Here is an 18813-nt window from a genome sequence, read left to right on the forward strand (position 1 = left end):
TTTGCATCCGCATTTTTGAAAGTAAATTAATAAAAATATAGTAAATATAGAGACATGACGAAAGCAGATATAGTATCAAAAATTTCAGATAAATCAGGAATCGAAAAAACAGATGTATTAGCAACTGTAGAAGCATTCATGACTGAAGTGAAAGATGCATTAGAAAATGGCGACAACGTTTATTTGAGAGGTTTTGGTAGTTTTATTATCAAAACAAGAGCAGAAAAGACTGGTAGAAATATTTCTAAGAATACTACAATTAAGATTCCAGCACACAATATTCCTGCCTTTAAACCGGCAAAAACTTTTACTGAAGGAGTGAAGAGTAAAGTAGTAGTAAAGTAACAAACACACAATATTAATCTAAATCTTAACGGATTTAAAAATTCTAAACATTATGCCAAGCGGTAAAAAAAGAAAAAGAGCTAAGATCTCTACACACAAGAGAAAGAAAAGAGCAAGAGCAAATAGACACAAGAAGAAAAAGTAAGCATCCGCTTACTTTTTCGTTTATTGTAGCGAAAAAACAAAAAAGTTCATTGACATAAGAGATTATACAATCTCACACGGTATTACAAAATACCTGACAATATTAATCCCATCTGCACAATTATGTGTAGAGTTAAAACCATTTCAGCATGAAAACAGAATTAATAATTCGTTCAAATTCATCTGATATTGATTTTGCCTTATTAAGAGATGGAAAACTTATTGAATTAAATAATGAAACTAGTGATAACAAATTCTCGGTTGGCGATATATTTTTAGCCAAAATAGGAAAAGTTTTAACTGGTTTAAATGCAGCCTTTGTAAATGTAGGGTACCCAAAAGATGGGTTTTTACATTATCATGATTTAGGTGCGCAAGTAAACTCATTAAATTCGTTCATTAAGAAAGTAAGCACAGGTAAGTATAAAGAATTCACTTTAAAGAACTTCCAAAAAGAGGAAGACATTAACAAAGACGGTAGTATTAACCAAGTACTAAAAACAGGGCAAAACCTATTAGTACAAATAGTAAAAGAACCAATTTCTACAAAAGGACCAAGATTAAGTTCAGAGTTGTCTATAGCAGGTAGATATTTGGTTTTAGTTCCTTTTTCTAACCGAGTTTCTGTTTCTCAAAAAATAGCAGACCCAAAAGAAAAAGAACGTTTAAAAAGATTAGCAAAAAGCATTAAACCTAAAGGGTTTGGTGTTATTTTAAGAACTGTTGCCGAGGGCAAAAAAGTTGCAGAACTAGACAAAGATTTGCAAAACTCATTAGAACGTTGGGTAAAAATGTGTAAAAGTATACCAAATACAAACACGCCAACAAAAATCTTAAGCGAGTTAAACAGAGCATCGTCTATTTTAAGAGATGTTATGAATGATTCTTTTACTAGTATTGTAACAAATGATGAAACTTTGAAAGAAGAAATAAAAGAGTATTTACATGAAATTTATCCCGAAAAGGAGAAAATTGTAAAATTACACAGATCTGAAACTCCTATTTTTGAAAAATACGGAATAGAAAGACAAATTAAAACATCATTTGGAAAAACAGTTTCTATGAGTAAAGGTGCCTATTTAGTTATAGAGCACACAGAAGCATTACATGTTATTGATGTAAATAGCGGAAACCGTTCTAATAAAGCCGGTTCTCAAGAAGATACTGCATTAGAAGTAAATCTAATTTCAGCTACCGAAATAGCACGACAGTTACAACTGCGTGATATGGGAGGTATTATAGTTGTAGATTTTATTGATATGCACAAAGCAGAAAACAGAAATAAACTGTTTCAGCACTTGAAAGATCAAATGGCTTTAGATAGAACAAAGCATAAAATATTACCTCCAAGTAAGTTTGGATTGGTACAAATTACAAGACAAAGGGTAAGACCAGAGTTAAGTATAAAAACTACCGAAGCCAACCCAAATATAAATGGAGAAGTAGAAGCACCTATTGTTTTGTTAGACAAAATAGAAGCAGATTTAGAGAAATTTATGTCAACCTCTAAAGCAGGAAAAGTACAGTTAAATGTACACCCTTTTATTGCATCTTATCTAACAAAAGGAGTGAATTCTATACGTTTTAAATGGTATTTAAAACACAAAAAGTGGATTACAATTATACCTCGTGACGCTTACACATACTTAAATTATAAATTTAAATCTAAATAGATTTAATTTATAAAATAAAGGCAATAATTTTTTATCAAAAAACCCCGAAACGTCTATGTTTCGGGGTTTTGTGTTTTTATAAGGTTTTGGTAATTCTTTGGGCGTTACCACAAGGGGCAGGCTTTCGCACTCGCTTTTTTCGTGAAAAACAAAAAAGAGCTCAAACAATTGCTCTATCCTTAACGCATATAAAGAACTAGATAGAGTAGTTCTTAAAAAAACCACCATAGAGTGACTTCGAATCATTGAGTAGTTGTATAACGACGATAACACAAAACTCAGTCATAAAACTTGTCATTTCGAAGTATTGAGAAATCCCATAACAGTGATACTACAAAACTGAGCAGTAACAATTGTCCTTTCTCCACAAAAAGTTAAAAATAAAAAACTGAGCGCTAAGAAAAATGTTTTAATTCTTAATACTATTCAGCTTCCTTAATCAAATATAAATAAACTGGATAATGGTCAGAATAACCACCTGTGTAATTTCCGCTAGAAAAACTTCTAAAAGGATATCCTTTATATTTTCCCTTCTTAGTAGTTAAAAAGCGCTTGTTAAAAATCATTGCTTTGTACATTTTATATGTAGAAAAATCTTTTTCACCTTTATCTAAAAGAGGTGAGGTGAAGAAAATCATATCAAATAAATTTATTTTATCTCTATATTTTAAGGTGTTAAATCCTCTACGAAACATGTCTTCATAAGGGTTATATAAATCACCTTCTGCCACTTCTTTCTTTCTACTTTTAGTCTTTAGCACATTTTTAAAGCTAGAATTATTAGGATCATCATTAAAATCTCCCATAATTAATATTTTAGCATTGGCGTCTTGTTTTCTAACTTGTTCTATAATCTTAGTATTTTGGTAGGCAGCTTTTTCTCTATTGGGCCTACTTGCAGCTTCGCCACCTCTTCTAGATGGCCAATGGTTTACAATAATATGTATCAATTCATCATCTAAATACCCAGAAACTAATAATTGATCTCTGGTGTAAATAGGGTAATTATCTTTAAATATTTTGGGGTTAAACACTTCATGATGAATAGGGTTAAAGTATTTTTTCTGATACAATAAGGCAACGTCTATTCCTCTTTTGTCAGGAGAATCGTAATGTATAATCCCGTAATCATTTTGCACTAAATGTTTAGAGTGTATTAAATCTTCTAACACATTTAAATTTTCTACTTCAGAAACACCAATAATAGCCGGACTTGTTTTTGTTTTATCTTCTCCAATTTGAGCAATTGTACTGCTTAGTTTTTCAATTTTATCCCAATAAACCTTAGATTTATTCGATTTTAACTCCATAATTGGACTTGCTTCGTCATTTTTATTTACGTCGTTAATCGTGTCAAATAAGTTTTCTAGATTGTAAAAAGCAATGGTTCTAATGTTATATTTTTTTCCGTTTTTCTGAGAATTACATACCGTAATTGTTAGCGAAAAAATAAAAATAAAAAATATTTTCTTATTCATTTTTAGTGTTTTTATAAAGTAGTAAAAGTAAGAAACTAAAGTTATTTTATTAGTTAAGATAGATTGAAATTCAATGCTTTATTATTTTTTCGCTAACTTTAAGTGCAAGGGAAAAAGAAAATTTAGAGTTCAATTTATGGTTTATGAAAAAAAATGTTATGGTAATATGCTTGCTGTTAGTTTCATTTTTAGAGGTTAATGGACAGAGTGTTATGAAGGGAATTATTTTAGAGAACAATTCTAAGAAACCGCTTAAAGGTGTTTTAGTTAAAATTAGAAACACGTCTCAAAACCAAACTACGGACCTAAATGGTAATTTTATATTTAAAAATTTCCAAAACGGAAAAGCTATTTTAGAATTAACATTGGTTGGGTATGAAACTCAAAATATTCCCATAGAACTCTCGGGAAAAACTTTAGATTTAGGAAGTATCTTTTTATTTAAAACAGTTATAGAAAATCAAGATTTAAGTTTGATTACACTAACAGATGATGAGTTAAATGATGATGCTAGCTCTGCAGATAATATTTCTGGATTACTACAAGCATCAAAAGATATCTTTCTTAGAACTGCTGCTTATGAATTTAGTTCTTCCTTTTTTAAGATAAAGGGATTGGATTCAGGAAATGGTAAAGTGCTTATTAACGGCATAGAAATGAATAAAATCTATGATGGTAGAGCACAATGGGGAAATTGGGGCGGATTGAATGATGTGTTAAGAAATCAGGAATTTAGAAACGGGTTAACACCTTCAGATGTTACTTTTGGAGGACTTTTAGGTGCTACAAATATGAATACAAGAGCTTCTGAACAAAGACCTGGAATACGAATTTCGTATTCTTCTTCCAATAGAAGTTATCAGCATAGAATGATGGCGACGTATTCTACCGGGATGTTGAAAAATAATTGGGCTTTTACATTTTCTGGAAGTAGAAGGACAGGAAATGAAGGTTTTAATGACGCTACTTCTTACAATGCATATGCTTTTTTTACATCCATCGAAAAAAAGTTAAATGATAAAAGTAGTATTAATTTTACAGGGATTTTTACGCCAAATAAAAGAGGGAAATCATCACCAAATACACAAGAAGTATTTGATTTAAAAGGCATAAAATACAATGATTATTGGGGTTTTTTAAATGGAAAGAAGGTGAATTCTAGAATTAAAGAAGTTAGCGAGCCTATTTTAATGTTAAACCATTATTGGAATATTTCCGAAAAGACGGCTATAAATACTAATGTGTCGTATCAGTTTGGGAAGATTGGTAATAGTAGAATTGATTACAATGGAGGTGCTAATCCGAGTGCTGCATATTATCAAAATTTACCTAGTTATTTTTTAAGATATGATGATTTTGAAGGAGCCTATGATGCAGAAAATAATTTTGTAAATGACGGACAGATAAATTGGAATCGGGTTTTTGACGCAAATAGAACGAACAATAATGTGGGATTACAAAATGCCTATGTTTTGTATGAAGATAGAAATGACGACAAACAATTTACTATAAATACCATTTTAAATACAGAGGTAAATGATCATATTTCTATCAACGGAAAAGTTGAGTACAAAAAATTACATTCTCATAATTTTGCAAGCGTTATCGATTTATTAGGCGGTGATACATATTTGGATATCGATCCTTTTGGCTCCACTGAAGAAGAGAAACAAAACGACCTTTTAAATCCGAATAGAATAGTAGGGGAAGGAGATGAATTTAAGTATAACTTCAATTTAAATTCTACTATTATTTCTGCTTTTACACAAGCTCAATTTAGATACAATAAATTAGACTTTTATGCTGCTATCAAAGTTTCTAACACAGCACATCAGCGAGAGGGTTTGTATAAAAATGGTAGTTTTTCTGAGAATTCTTTAGGAATGTCTGAAGCACAAAAATTCATGAATTATGGTTTTAAAACAGGAGTAACATATAAAATTACAGGTCGGCATTTAGTCGATATAAATGCAGCATATATAACCACTGCGCCTACCACTAGAAATACGTTTTCTAACTCTAGAGAAAATAATAATGTGGTTTTAGATTTACAAAGTGAAAAAACGCTTTCTACAGATGTTAGTTATGTATATAGAAGTCCGATTATTACCTCTAAAGTTACGGCTTACTATACATCTGTAAAAGATGCAACAGAGATTTCTTTTTATTTTGCAGATGGTGTTGGAGGAGATAATACGGCTTTTGTACAAGAAATTTTAAGCGGAATTAGTAAAAAACATATGGGGTTAGAATTGGGTTTGGAAGCTCAAGTTACAGCTAGCTTAAATTTAAAAGGAGCCGCTGCTATTGGTCAGTTTACGTATGGTAACAACCCTAATTTATATTTAACAACTGAAGCAGATAATGAATCTTTAGTCGCTGGTTTTGTAAACGGATTTAAAGATTTTGGAACCACAAATCTTAAGAATTACAAATTAGCTGCCGGACCTCAAAATGCATATTCCGTGGGTTTTGAATACCGAGATCCTTCGTACTGGTGGGGCGGAGCAACACTTAACTTTTTTAGCAACACCTTTATAGATATTTCGCCTTTAAATAGGTCTCAAAATTTTTATTTAGATGATGACGGATTGCCCTTTTTAGAATATGATACTGAAATAGCTCAAGGACTTTTAAAGCAAGAGAAATTCGATAGTTATTCTGTCGTAAACTTAGTGGGAGGGAAATCTTTTCTTATTAATGGTTATTACATTAGTTTTTTTGCAACGGTAAATAATTTATTGAATAAAACTTATAAATCTGGCGGTTTTGAACAAGGAAGAAATGCAAATTACAGACAATTATTAGAAGATAAATCTCTAGACAAACCTGTTTTTGGAAATAAATACTGGTATGGTAGAGGTGCAACTTATTTTATGAATGTAAGTGTGTCATTTTAACAAAAAGAAAAATAGAAAGATGAAAAAGAAAAGAATAATCACAATAGTTTTGGCGCTAATAACAAGTATTTCTTTTGTAACTTGTATAGAAGATGCCGATTTTAAGGTGCCAGAAAGTTTAGGGAATGAAGAAAATGAAGCTGTAAGTAAGATAATAGATAGTATTTCTTCTGGCACTCTTCAATTAAAAACCATAAAACAACTAAAGGAATTGTATATAATTGGTAATGATCCCTTAGAAATTGTTTCCGATATAGTTGTTAAAGGCTATGTTGTTTCATCAGATAAGTCAGGAAATTTCTATAAAGAATTTTACATGCAAGATACTCCAGAAAATCCAACAGCAGGTATAAGAGTTGCCTTGAATTTAAGTAATAGTTATAATAAATTTAATATTGGTAGAGAGGTTTACATCCGTTTAAAGGGTTTGTATGTTGGCGAAACAAATTCTGGAGATGGTAATATTACCATTGGTGGAAAAATAAGTACTACAGATCTTACTGAAATTGAAAATGTAACTACCAATCAAATTCCAAATCATATTTATAGAACAGAAATTACAGAAGACATTATTCCAAAATTAATTCCATTTGGAGGGATTAATGCCTCTAATATTGGGACTTTTATTATGCTAGAAAACGTTTTTTTCGATGCCAAATTATTAGGGAAATCTTATGTAGATCCAAAAGAAGATTTTGATACACAACGTAAAATTAAAACTTGTTTAGGGTTGGGGTATGATGAATTATTGGTAGAAACGAGTTCTTTCTCTCGTTTTTCAAACGAAACTTTGCCAGAAAAAGCAGGTACTATAAACGCGGTTGTTTCTAAAGATTATGGTGGAGATTTAATGGTGCTTGTTTTAAATGATACCAATGATGTTACTATGATTGATGAAAGGTGCATACCGTTAACTGCGGAAGAATATTCGACAATTTTGTTGGAAGAAAACTTTGATAATGAGTCTGGAGATATTGATGTTTTAAATTGGATTAACTTCAGAGAAGAAGGGACGAAATCATGGAGGTCTTATACGGATACTTATGCGCAAAGTAAAGCAGCTAGAGTTAATTCGATCAATTCTGGAGATGAAAGTACCATTACTTGGTTAATTACTAGCGGAATTAATTTAGACAATACATCTCAAGAGTTTTTATCTTTTGAAACTTCTAATAGTTTTGGAAATGGAAGTGAATTACAAGCTTTAATTTCTACAAATTTTGATGGAAACGAAAACAATATAAATATTGCTACTTGGACTGTTTTACCTGCAAAAATTGTTTCTGATGGAGAGAATTATAAAAATTGGGTCCACTCTACTTATATCGATTTATCTGCTTTTTCCGGTACTGCTTTTATCGCCTTTAAATATACAGGGAATGGAAATGTGAATTTTGACGGTACTTATGAGTTAGATAATGTAATAATAAATGGAAAAGAATGATGCGTTTTTTTGATTTAGAAAAATTAAGAAGTTTTCTTATTTTTACAAAATGGATAAAATAGAGCACATTGGTATTGCTGTAAAAGATTTAGAAAAATCGAATGCGTTGTATGCTTCCTTGTTTGGAAAACCACATTATAAAACAGAAGAAGTAGTATCCGAAGGAGTAAAAACTTCTTTTTTTAAATCAGGACCTAATAAAATAGAATTATTAGAAGCTACAAACCCCGAAAGTCCAATTGCTAAATTTATAGAAAAGAAAGGCGAAGGAATTCATCATATTGCTTTTGCGGTTTCAGATATTAAAGCAGAGATAAAAAGACTCGAAAATGAAGGTTTTATTGTTTTAAATAAGGAACCAAAAAAAGGAGCAGATAATAAATTAGTTGCTTTTTTGCATCCAAAATCTACCAACGGAGTTCTTATTGAGTTGTGTCAAGAAATAGATTAGTTAAAATACTGCTAACATTTACGGTAACTGCATTCTAATTATTATCTTGCAGGCTTAAAAAAAATTCTATAATATGTCTTCTAAATTTGATGCTTATCAAAAACGACGACTGCTATCTTCTTACTTATCAGTAGTAGTAAGTATAGCCTTAGTACTTTTTATGGTCGGTATTTTAGGGTTAGTTTTGTTAAAATCTACCTTTGTTGCCAATAAAGTAAAAGAAAAAGTAGCGATAACTTTGTTCTTAAAAGATAATGTTTCTACTAAAAATAGAAACAGTTTTAAAGATTCTTTATTAGAAGAAGAGTTTACAAGAACAATTATTTACACCAGTAAAGAAAAAGCAGCCAAAATTTATAGTGAAGAAATTGGTGAAGATTTTTTAGAATTCTTAGGTGAAAATCCGTTAAAAAACGGAATAGATATCTACTTAAAAGCAGATTACGTAACACCTGAAAAAATGCAAGAATTAGAAACACGTTTTCTTAAAAATGCTTTTGTTTCTGATGTTTCTTATGATAAACCTTTAATTAACTTATTAACCAAAAACATAAAACGAATTAGCTTTTGGCTATTGGTTGTTTGTGGTTTCTTTGGTTTAATAGCAATGATATTAATTAATAGTTCTATTAGGTTATCTATATATTCTAAGCGATTTAATATTAAAACCATGCAAATGGTTGGTGCTACAAAAGGTTTTATAAGAAGACCTTTTATTTGGCAAAGTATTAAATTGGGTTTTTTTGGAGCCCTTTTAGCCCTAGTTGCTTTAGGAATTATTATTTATTATGCAGATCAGCTAGCACCGAGTTTACATTTGGTTAAAGATTATGTTACGCTAGGATATTTAGTTGGGGGTGTTTTAATATCAGCTTTTTTAATTACTTGGATCAGTACTTACTTCGCAACACAACGTTTTTTAAACTTACAAACAGACGAACTTTATTATTAATACAATGACAAACGAAAATACAGAACAACCAGTTTTTTTATTTGGTAAAAGAAATTATACATTCATGATTATTGGACTGATCGTTATTGCAATGGGTTTTATATTTATGGCAGGTGGCGGAAGTGATAATCCTGAGGTTTTTAATGAAGAAATCTATAATTGGCAGCGTATTCGTTTAGCTCCAACTTTAGTAATTATTGGTTTAGGAATTGAAATTTATGCTATTTTAGCAAATCCAAAAAAATAATAATGGATATATTAGAAGCAATAATCTTAGGTGTTATACAAGGATTAACAGAGTTTTTACCAGTTTCCTCAAGTGGTCATTTAGAATTGGCTAAGGTAATTTTAGGAGATACTTCTGTACCGGAAGAAAGTTTAACCTTTACAGTGGTTTTACACTTTGCTACAGCACTAAGTACTTTGGTTATTTTTAGAAAAGAAGTAGCAGAAATTTTTAAAGGATTGTTTCAATTTAAATGGAATGATGAATCTAAGTTTTCTTTAAAAATAATTCTTTCTATGATTCCAGCTGTTGCTGTTGGTTTACTTTTTGAAGAAGAATTAGAGTCTTTTTTTGGAGGAAAAATTCTATTAGTAGGGGTTATGTTGTTAGTAACTGCTGTACTTTTATTATTAGCAGATAAAGCAAAAAATACAAATAAAGAAGTAACATTTTCTAATTCATTAATAATTGGAATTTCTCAAGCAATTGCAATGTTGCCAGGTATTTCTAGATCTGGAGCAACAATTTCTACCTCTGTTTTATTAGGTATTGATAGAACAAAAGCAGCACGTTTTTCTTTCTTAATGGTTGTTCCATTAATTTTTGGTAAAATAGGTAAAGATTTACTAGGTGGAGATTTAAGTTTTCAATCTTCAGAAATGTTGCCAATTTCAATTGGTTTTGTAGCCGCTTTTTTATCAGGTTTATTAGCTTGTAAATGGATGATTGCATTGGTTAAAAAAAGTAAGTTATCTTACTTCTCATTATACTGTGCTATTGTTGGTTTTGTAGCTATTGGTTACGCTCTTTTAAATTAATTGTAGTCTGATATTTCTGTGAAAGCAGAGATTTCATCATAAAAAGTTTTTCTTCAAAATGATAAAAACAGCAGAAGAGTATAAAAACGGTCAAGTCTTGTTAATAGACAAACCTTTAAATTGGACTTCTTTTCAGGTAGTAAACAAACTTCGTTGGGAAATTAGACAACGCTTTAATATTAAGAAAATTAAAGTTGGTCATGCAGGTACTTTAGATCCGCTTGCTACAGGTTTATTAATTATTTGTACAGGTAAGCAGACAAAAGAAATACATGTTTACCAAGGACAAGAAAAAGAATATACAGGTACATTTACAATCGGAGCAACGACACCGAGTTACGATTTAGAAACAGAAATAGATAAAACCTACTCTACAGATCATATAACAGAAGAGTTACTGCACGAAACTACCAAGCAATTTATTGGTGATATTGAGCAAAAACCACCTATTTTTTCGGCAATTAAGAAAGATGGTAAGCGCTTGTATGAGTTAGCTAGAAAGGGTGAAACTACAGAGATTAAAGCAAGAACTGTAAGCATAACAGAGTTTGAAATAACAAAAATAAATTTACCAGAAGTAGAATTTAGAGTGGTTTGTAGTAAAGGAACGTATATTCGTTCTTTAGCGTATGATTTTGGATTGGCTTTAAACTCAGGCGCACATTTATCAGCATTAAGAAGAACTAAAATTGGTGATTTTTCTGTTGTAAATGGAGTTTCAGTAGAGCAATTTATTGAAGATATACAAGAAGACACTCTAGAACCTTAATAGTTAAAATATTTTATATAAAAAACCCAAGCATTTGCTTGGGTTTTTGTTTTATATAGAAGTGTAGAAACTTATTTTTTAGCTAATAAATCTCTAATTTCTGCTAATAAGTCTTCTTGACTTGGTCCTGCAGGAGCTGCTGGAGCTGGTTCTTCTTTCTTTTTAGTTGAGTTAATACCTTTTACAATCATAAACATTACAAAAGCAACAATTATAAAATCGATAACGTTTGTTAAGAAATCTCCGTATAAAACAGCTACTTCACCAACAACTTTTCCAGCGTCATCTACAACACCCTCTTTAGCGATCCATTTCAAATCTTTTAAATCAGTATTAAATATTAATCCAATTAGTGGAGAAACAATTCCTCCTGTAAAAGAAGTTACAACTTGTTTAAAAGCTGCACCCATTACAAAACCTACTGCAATGTCAATAAGGTTTCCCTTCATTGCAAAGTCTTTAAACTCTTTAAGCATTCCCATTTTTTATTATTTTTATTATTTGTTAGAATACAAAAGTAATAAAAATAATCATCACTTTAACATTTTGTTAACACGCTGTGAAATTGCGGTTAAGGTTTCGTAAGGTATGGTTTCAGAAACATCAGCAATATGTTGTATCATTTCTTGATTATTAAAGATGATTACTTCATCACCTTCAGCACAATCAATTTTAGTAATATCTACCATAATCATGTCCATACAAACATTACCAATAATGGGTGCTTTTTGATTATTTATAAGCACATAGCCCTTTTTATTTCCCAATCTTCTAGATAAACCATCTGCATGACCAATTGGTATTGTTGCTGTTTTGCTTTGTCTTTTGGCGGTATAAGCTCTGTTGTAGCCTACTGTTTCTCCTGGTTCTATAATATGAATTTGAGAAATAATAGATTTTAGATTATGTGTATTTTTAAGTTGAGCAGTTTCTTTTTCATCATTACCAAAACCATACAAGCCAATACCAATTCTAACCATATTAAATTGTGCTTTTGGGTAGTTTATTACGCCAGAAGTATTTAGAATATGTAACATTGGTTCGTATCCTAAATGTTTGTAGAATTGTTGTGCAATGTATGCAAAGTTATTTATTTGATTAATGGTAAAGTCTTGTTCCTCTAGATCTTCACTTGCAGCCAAGTGAGAAAATAAAGAAGCTACTTTTACGTGTGTTGTTTCCTTTAAATCAGCAATTATATTAGGAATATCTGTATGCCAAAACCCTAATCTATTTAACCCTGTATTAAACTTTATGTGAACTGGGTAATTCATTAACGGAATTTCATCTGACAGTTTTAAAAAGGCATTAAAAATTTTAAAATTGTATAAACAAGGCTCTAATCTATAATCTACAACAGATTGTAAGTTTTGTGTATGTGGGTGTAAGACTAAAATAGGACTTTCTACACCAGCTTCACGCAAAGCAATTCCTTCATGAACATAAGCTACGGCAAAATAATCGACCTTATCTTCTAAAAATTTAGCAATTTGTGCGGCATCACTACCGTAGGCAAAAGCTTTAACAACCGCTAAAATTTTTGTTTCTGGTTGTAATTTGCCTTTAAAATAATTTAGGTTATGCAATAGAGCATCTCCATCAATTTCTAAAACTGTAACATGGTTATTCATTTATTCCTCAGTTGAATCAACATCTTTTTGTGTTAACATTTTTTGTTTTTGGAGTGCCTTGTAATATGCAGCTCTACTTAAAGGCTCATATTCTTGGGTTTCTCCTAATAGCACTAAATCCTCATTTTGGGTTTTTCTAAAACTGTAATTTGCCAAGTTTCCTGTATGTGTGCATACTGCATGCACTTTGGTAACATATTCTGCAGTTGCCATTAAAGCAGGCATTGGACCAAATGGTTTTCCTTTAAAATCCATATCTAATCCAGCAACAATTACTCGGACACCTCGGTTGGCGAGGTCGTTACAAACGGCAACAATTTCATCGTCAAAAAACTGAGCTTCATCAATACCAACAACATCAACATCAGTGGCTAATAAGCGAATGTTAGATGCAACAGGTACAGGTGTGGAGCGAATTCTATTATCATTATGAGAAACTACTTCTTCTTCATCATAGCGTGTATCAACCGCAGGTTTAAAGATTTCTACGCGTTGTTTTGCAAATTGAGCACGTTTTAGTCTTCTAATCAATTCTTCTGTTTTACCAGAAAACATAGAGCCGCAAACTACTTCAATCCAGCCAAATTGTTCTGAATGATTTACTGTATTTTCGAGAAACATTTTGTAATTTTAGGCGTTAGAATATTAAATTTGATGTTACTTTGAATTTCAACAAATTTAGGAATATTTACGAGGAAAAAATAACTTCAACTTACAACTTATGCACAAAAAATTAGAAGCCGATTTAATGAGTTTAGCACACAGCATTTTGCAATTAAAAAATAAAGAAGATGTGTTTGCTTTAAAAGAAAAATCGAAAGAAATTTATGAGAAATTATCTTTATTAGCTTTTGTAGAGGAATATATAAACACAACACCCAATTTAGAAGTAACAAAAGATGAATTAATTGAAAATGTAGAAAAAGGAATCGCATTAAAAGAAGAACAAGAAGTTGTTTCGGTTGATATTGAGTCGGTTAAAGAAGATATTGAAGAAGAAATAGTAACGCTTTATGAAATAGAAGAAGAGGAAGTAACTTTACCTGTTGAAGACCAAATTGAGGAAGAGCTAATTGAAGAAGAATTAATTGAGGAAGAATTGGCAGAGGAGTTAGTGATAGAAGAAGCAGAAGAAGATGCCGAAGAGGAAATTGAAGAACAGATAGAAGAAGAGATTGAAGAGGAGGTGAAAGAAGAAGTGAAGGTTGTAGTTGAAGAAATTATAGAACAACCTTTTGATGAAATAGAAGATATTATATTTGCAGAACCAGAGACAGTTGAAGTAAAGGAAGAAGTTAAAATTGAAGAAAGTAAGACTTTATCTTTAGAAGAAGAGTTGCAAGACACTATCTCTGTAGATCAAATGGCTACTTTATTTGATATTCCTGTTGCTGCACCAAAATCATTAAATGATAAATTTTCTGCCAATATTCAAATAGGTTTAAATGATAGAATTGCCTTTGTAAAGAATTTGTTTGATGGGAGTCAAGAAGATTTTAATAGAGTAGTTTCTCAATTAAATACGTACGGAACCGAAAAGGAAGCTTTAAAATTTATCAATAAAATGGTAAAACCAGATTACGACTGGTCTACTCAACAAGAATTAGAAGCTCGTTTTATAGAAATTGTAGAACGTAAATTTGCATAATTTTTTTTAAATGTAGCGCCGCAAATATTTTTATAAAACAGTATTATTTGCTGCGCTATTTTATTAATTAAATCCAGAAAACAGGACAACTCTTGAAACCAATTTTAATACATACACATTTTCATAAACGAAGAACCGGAGTTACTAGAAGTATAGAAAACGTGCTTCCTTTTTTTGAAAAGGAATATGAAACCTATATTTATGGTTATAATGTGGAAGGGAAAAAAATTACAACTTCAAAATTAAAGAAACTTCTTTTTTCTGATCGAGAAGTTGTTGTGCATTGTCATAGAAATAATGAAATAATGAGAATGTTATTTCTACGTTTTTTAGGTGCAAAGTTTACCTTGATTGCAACACGTCATGCAGAAACTACGCCGTCTGGTTTAACTTTAAAATTATTAAAAAAAGCAGATAAAGTGGTAACACTCATAGAAAGTATGAGTAAAAACTTAGGTATAAAAAATACCATTGTTGGTCATGGAGTAAATGTGGATTTGTTTTCTCCTAAAAAGGATGTTACTTTAGAAAACATTCAGCAAGAAAATATTATTTTATGTGCAGGGAGAGTTCGAAAAGCAAAAGGGCAAGTAGTTTTATTAGAAGCAGCTAAGGTTTTAAAAGACCATAAAAACTGGGCTTTGGTAATAGTTGGTAAAGTAGATAAACCCGTTTTTTTAGAGGAATTAAAAACGATTTCTAAAAAACATCATATTGCAGATCAAGTATATTTTGTAGATGAAACATCAGATATTGTTTCTTATTATCAAGCTTCAAAAATTGCTGTTGTACCTAGTTTTTCAGAAGGATTTTCTTTAGTAACTGCAGAAGCTATGTCTTGTGGATGTTCTGTAATTGCAACTAAAAATGTGGGAGTCCATTCTTCATTAATAGACAATCAAAAGAATGGTTATTTGGTTGAAGCAGGAAATATCTCTGAATTAGAAAAACTTTTATCTCAGTCATTAAATAGTGAAATTCCACTTCTAGGTAAAGAAGCAAGAGAAGAAATTCTAAAAAATTGGAGTGCAGAAAAAGAAGCAGAAAACTTAATAAAAGTATATCAATCCAATTAACCAAAACTACATTTAAAATGAAAAAACTAATTTTTACAATTGTCTTATCAGTTTTTGCATTATCCTTTGCGAATGCTCAAAAAATCGAAACAAAAAAAGTATTTGGAGGTTATATCTTTTCTCAAAATGACTCAAACTTAACTTTAAGTCAAATGCAAGAAGTAATGAAAGACAACAAACAAGCTTTTGAATTAATGAAATCTGCAAAATCAAATCAGACTTGGGGAATGATTTTAGGTGTTGCAGGTGGTGGTTTAGTTGGGTTTCCTGTAGGAACTGCAATTGGCGGAGGAGAACCAAAATGGGCTTTAGTAGGAGTAGGAGCAGCCTTCATTGTAGCGTCAATTCCTATTGTAAAAGCCGTTAATAGAAAAACAAAAGAAGCTGTAGATTTATATAATGTAGATGTTCCAAGTGTAAGTTCTAACCTTAATCCGTCTTTTAATTTTAGTGTGAAAGGGGCTTCTATGGGGATTTCTATGAGTTTTTAATAACTCCAATTTTTAAACAATTGTAACAAATGTAGTTGGTGGTCGTCTTCAATTTAAAACCGACTAACATGAAACATTTAGCAATAATTTTTTTCTCACTTTTTATAACTGCAATTTCTGCACAAGATGCAGCATTTCAAAATTTCTATAATTCAAATAAAGAAAAATCTACTTTTTCTATCAATTTATCAGCTTCTTTGGCTGGTTCATTTTTAGATAATGAAGAAGATGACGATTTAATGAACATCATTAGAAAATCGAGTGATTTTAAATTGATGATTTTCAATAATGAAGATAGCAATCTTTCCAAGGATTTTAGAAAATTCGGGAGAAAAAATAACCTAAAAACACTTGCTAGAGTAAAAGAAAACGGAAGTAAAGCTGAATTGTTTTTTATAGAAGAAGGCAAGTATATTAGAGAAATAATTATAAGAGCAAACAGCGACTCAGATAAAATGGTGCTTTTTGGTTTAAAAACTAAAATTACACACGATGAATTAGCGGCAATGATTTCTTCATCAGATTTAAAGGTTTCATCAAATTAAAAAACAAGAATAAAAAGAGAAGGTTTAACTAATCTTCTCTTTTAAAGCTTCAATTACTTTTTTACTATTTCCAATAAAAATTTCTTTATCAACAATAAAAACCGGACGCTTTAAAAACGTGTATTCATCCAAAAGAAACTGTCTATAATCAGACTCAGACAACATTTGGTTTTTTAAATCCATAGATTTATACAACTTTGCACGTTTATTAAAAAGTGCTTCATAACTACCGGAAAGGGCATACATTTCTTCTAATTGAGCTGCAGTAACGTTGTTTGCTTTAATTTCTTGTCGTTCAAAACCATCGGTATTTACCTCTTTTAAAATTCTTCGGCAAGTATCACAAGTTTGTAAAAAATAGACTTTCTTCATTTTTATAGATTATATTTACATCTCCAAAATTACACAAAAAAATGAACATACAATTCGATCTTTTAAGAACATCTCGCACACTAGTTTTAAAAGAATTAGAGGGCTTAACTTTAGAGCAAATCCATACAATTCCTGCAGGTTTTAAAAACAATATTGCTTGGAATGTGGCACATTTAGTGGTTACACAACAACTTTTAAACTACAAATTAGCAGATTTAAACTGTTTGTGTCCAGATGAGTTAATTGAAGATTATAAAAAAGGAACGGTACCAACAAAGACTTTTACAGAAGAGGAGTTCGAAGAAGTTAAAGAGTTGCTTTTAGGTTTACCAGACACTTTACAAGAGGATTATGAAGCTGGTATTTTTGAGAATTTTGCAGAATACCCAACAAGCACTGGTTTTGTACTAAATTCTATAGAAGCTGCTATTTCTTTTAACAATTTTCACGAAGGAATTCACTATGGAATTATAAGATCTATCAAGAAATTTTTATAGGTTTATTAGAAGCTATTTCCAGCTTTTCGTTATATCTTTTTATAGCTGTCATTGCGAATCACACTTTTTCTGTGAGATTCGCAATCTCATAGCTTAAAATAGATTTTCCTCATTATAGGTTATAAAAAGGATGCCACTTCAATCTGGGCTAAACTAGTTTGCTAACTTATAGCAATATAAAATTACCAATACATTTTTAAAGATGAAATTCAATACAAAAACTATTCACGGAGGTCAAAAACCAGAAGAAACTACTGGAGCAGTAATGCCTCCAGTTTTTTTAACATCTACTTTTGCAAAAACGAGTCCTACAGAACATAAAGGATTCGAATACTCAAGAGGAGGAAACCCAACAAGAGCTGCTTTAGAAAATAGTTTAGCATCTTTAGAAAATGGAACACACGGATTTGCATTTGCATCTGGTTTGGCAGCAATAGATGCTGTTTTGCGTTTATTAAATCCGGGTGATGAAATTATTGCAGGAGACGATTTGTATGGAGGAAGTTATAGAATGTTTACCAAATTATTTCAAAAATACGGGTTAGAGTTTTCTTTTGTAAACATGGACGATGTTACAAACATTACAGATGCCATTACAGAAAATACAAAACTAGTTTGGATAGAAACACCTACAAATCCGTTGATGAAAATTGCCGATATAAAAGCAATTTCATCAGCTGTAAAAGATGTTGATTCAACTATTTTAATAGGGGTAGATAATACCTTTGCAACACCTTACTTACAGCAACCTTTAGACTTAGGAACAGATATTGTAATGCATTCTGCTACAAAATATTTAGGTGGTCATAGTGATTTAATTATGGGAGCTTTGGTTGTAAAAGATAAAAAGTTGGCAGAAGACATTCATTTTATTCAATCTGCAGCAGGAGCAATTGCTGGTCCGATGGATTCTTTTTTAGCATTAAGAGGTATAAAAACCTTACATATAAGAATGCAACGTCATTGCGAAAACGGAATTGCAGTAGCTAAATTTCTAGAAAAGCATCCGAAAGTTAGTCAAGTTTATTATCCTGGTTTAGAAAAGCATCCAAATTATGAATTGGCAAAAAGTCAAATGAACGGTTTTGGCGGAATGGTATCTTTCCGATTAAAAGAGGAGACACAAGAAGCAGCGTATGCATTTTTAGAAAATACTAAAATATTTACGTTGGCAGAATCTTTAGGTGGCGTAGAGAGTTTATCTAATCATCCAATAACAATGTCTCATGGTTCTATGCCAGAAGAACAAAAACAAAGAGTGGGAATTACAAATTCTTTAATTCGTTTAAGTGTTGGTATAGAAGATATAGAAGATATACTTGTAGATTTAGAATCTGCATTAAAATCATAAAA

At 30.9% G+C, this 18813-nt stretch carries 20 protein-coding genes; 15 read left to right on the forward strand and 5 right to left on the reverse strand.

Going from position 1 to position 18813, the window contains the following annotated elements; genetic code table 11:
- The first annotated feature begins 54 nt into the window (after positions 1 to 54).
- A complete protein-coding gene (locus GQS57_RS06525) occupies positions 55 to 345 on the forward strand; it encodes an HU family DNA-binding protein (RefSeq protein ID WP_036824254.1) in 291 nt (96 codons plus the stop codon).
- A 293-nt stretch (positions 346 to 638) separates the two neighbouring features.
- Entirely contained in the window at positions 639 to 2162 is a 1524-nt protein-coding gene (locus GQS57_RS06530) for a ribonuclease E/G (RefSeq protein ID WP_165731767.1), read from the forward strand.
- 422 nt (positions 2163 to 2584) lie between these two features.
- Here the strand turns inward: GQS57_RS06530 and GQS57_RS06535 are convergent, their stop codons facing one another.
- Entirely contained in the window at positions 2585 to 3640 is a 1056-nt protein-coding gene (locus tag GQS57_RS06535) for an endonuclease/exonuclease/phosphatase family protein (RefSeq protein ID WP_165731768.1), read from the reverse strand.
- Between the two features lie 143 nt (positions 3641 to 3783).
- Here GQS57_RS06535 and GQS57_RS06540 point away from each other — a divergent pair, with 143 nt between their 5' ends.
- The 7 genes from GQS57_RS06540 (at position 3784) to truB (ending at position 11200) form a co-directional block, all read left to right on the forward strand.
- The gene (locus GQS57_RS06540; RefSeq protein WP_165731769.1) at positions 3784 to 6540 is read left to right on the forward strand and encodes a carboxypeptidase-like regulatory domain-containing protein; all 2757 of its coding nucleotides are present in this window, start codon (positions 3784 to 3786) and stop codon (positions 6538 to 6540) included.
- Positions 6541 to 6559: 19 nt separating this feature from the next.
- Complete coding sequence (locus GQS57_RS06545) at positions 6560 to 7984, forward strand: DUF5689 domain-containing protein (protein ID WP_165731770.1); 1425 nt, start codon at positions 6560 to 6562, stop codon at positions 7982 to 7984.
- Positions 7985 to 8033: 49 nt separating this feature from the next.
- The gene (mce, locus tag GQS57_RS06550) at positions 8034 to 8435 is read left to right on the forward strand and encodes a methylmalonyl-CoA epimerase (RefSeq protein ID WP_165731771.1); all 402 of its coding nucleotides are present in this window, start codon (positions 8034 to 8036) and stop codon (positions 8433 to 8435) included.
- Between the two features lie 73 nt (positions 8436 to 8508).
- Positions 8509 to 9387 carry an ABC transporter permease gene (locus GQS57_RS06555; protein ID WP_165731772.1) on the forward strand — a complete coding sequence of 293 codons (879 nt, stop codon included), beginning with the start codon at positions 8509 to 8511 and terminating at the stop codon, positions 9385 to 9387.
- 4 nt (positions 9388 to 9391) lie between these two features.
- The gene (locus GQS57_RS06560; RefSeq protein WP_165731773.1) at positions 9392 to 9634 is read left to right on the forward strand and encodes a DUF3098 domain-containing protein; all 243 of its coding nucleotides are present in this window, start codon (positions 9392 to 9394) and stop codon (positions 9632 to 9634) included.
- 2 nt (positions 9635 to 9636) lie between these two features.
- A complete protein-coding gene (locus tag GQS57_RS06565) occupies positions 9637 to 10431 on the forward strand; it encodes an undecaprenyl-diphosphate phosphatase (protein ID WP_165731774.1) in 795 nt (264 codons plus the stop codon).
- Between the two features lie 58 nt (positions 10432 to 10489).
- On the forward strand, positions 10490 to 11200 hold the full coding sequence (gene truB / locus GQS57_RS06570; RefSeq protein ID WP_165731775.1) for a tRNA pseudouridine(55) synthase TruB: 711 nt from the start codon (positions 10490 to 10492) through the stop codon (positions 11198 to 11200).
- Positions 11201 to 11271: 71 nt separating this feature from the next.
- Here the strand turns inward: truB and mscL are convergent, their stop codons facing one another.
- From mscL to GQS57_RS06585, 3 genes are read right to left on the reverse strand one after another with little or no spacing between them, the layout of a single operon-like run.
- A complete protein-coding gene (gene mscL, locus GQS57_RS06575) occupies positions 11272 to 11682 on the reverse strand; it encodes a large conductance mechanosensitive channel protein MscL (protein ID WP_240915441.1) in 411 nt (136 codons plus the stop codon).
- A gap of 51 nt (positions 11683 to 11733) precedes the next feature.
- On the reverse strand, positions 11734 to 12831 hold the full coding sequence (gene alr, locus GQS57_RS06580; RefSeq protein ID WP_165731776.1) for an alanine racemase: 1098 nt from the start codon (positions 12829 to 12831) through the stop codon (positions 11734 to 11736).
- Positions 12832 to 13452, reverse strand: a complete 621-nt coding sequence (locus GQS57_RS06585; protein ID WP_165731777.1) for a thymidine kinase — start codon at positions 13450 to 13452, stop codon at positions 12832 to 12834.
- A 100-nt stretch (positions 13453 to 13552) separates the two neighbouring features.
- Between GQS57_RS06585 and GQS57_RS06590 the strand changes: the two genes are divergently transcribed.
- From GQS57_RS06590 to GQS57_RS06605, 4 genes are all read left to right on the forward strand, one after another.
- Positions 13553 to 14479 (forward strand): hypothetical protein, encoded by a 927-nt coding sequence (locus tag GQS57_RS06590; protein WP_165731778.1) that lies wholly within the window; start codon positions 13553 to 13555, stop codon positions 14477 to 14479.
- A gap of 92 nt (positions 14480 to 14571) precedes the next feature.
- A complete protein-coding gene (locus GQS57_RS06595; protein WP_165731779.1) occupies positions 14572 to 15555 on the forward strand; it encodes a glycosyltransferase family 4 protein in 984 nt (327 codons plus the stop codon).
- Between the two features lie 17 nt (positions 15556 to 15572).
- Positions 15573 to 16046, forward strand: a complete 474-nt coding sequence (locus GQS57_RS06600) for a hypothetical protein (protein ID WP_165731780.1) — start codon at positions 15573 to 15575, stop codon at positions 16044 to 16046.
- Between the two features lie 68 nt (positions 16047 to 16114).
- Positions 16115 to 16591: a DUF4252 domain-containing protein gene (locus GQS57_RS06605; protein WP_165731781.1), complete on the forward strand. Its 477-nt coding sequence runs from the start codon at positions 16115 to 16117 to the stop codon at positions 16589 to 16591.
- 24 nt (positions 16592 to 16615) lie between these two features.
- Here GQS57_RS06605 and GQS57_RS06610 read toward each other — a convergent pair whose 3' ends face one another.
- The gene (locus GQS57_RS06610) at positions 16616 to 16963 is read right to left on the reverse strand and encodes an arsenate reductase family protein (RefSeq protein WP_165731782.1); all 348 of its coding nucleotides are present in this window, start codon (positions 16961 to 16963) and stop codon (positions 16616 to 16618) included.
- 41 nt (positions 16964 to 17004) lie between these two features.
- Between GQS57_RS06610 and GQS57_RS06615 the strand changes: the two genes are divergently transcribed.
- Together GQS57_RS06615 and GQS57_RS06620 are read left to right on the forward strand one after the other, a co-directional pair.
- A complete protein-coding gene (locus GQS57_RS06615; protein ID WP_165731783.1) occupies positions 17005 to 17460 on the forward strand; it encodes a DinB family protein in 456 nt (151 codons plus the stop codon).
- Between the two features lie 181 nt (positions 17461 to 17641).
- Positions 17642 to 18811 (forward strand): cystathionine gamma-synthase, encoded by a 1170-nt coding sequence (locus tag GQS57_RS06620; protein WP_368855183.1) that lies wholly within the window; start codon positions 17642 to 17644, stop codon positions 18809 to 18811.
- The last annotated feature ends 2 nt before the right edge of the window (positions 18812 to 18813 follow it).

It is taken from the genome of Polaribacter sp. 20A6, assembly GCF_011378915.1.
GTDB classification, from domain to species: domain Bacteria; phylum Bacteroidota; class Bacteroidia; order Flavobacteriales; family Flavobacteriaceae; genus Polaribacter; species Polaribacter sejongensis.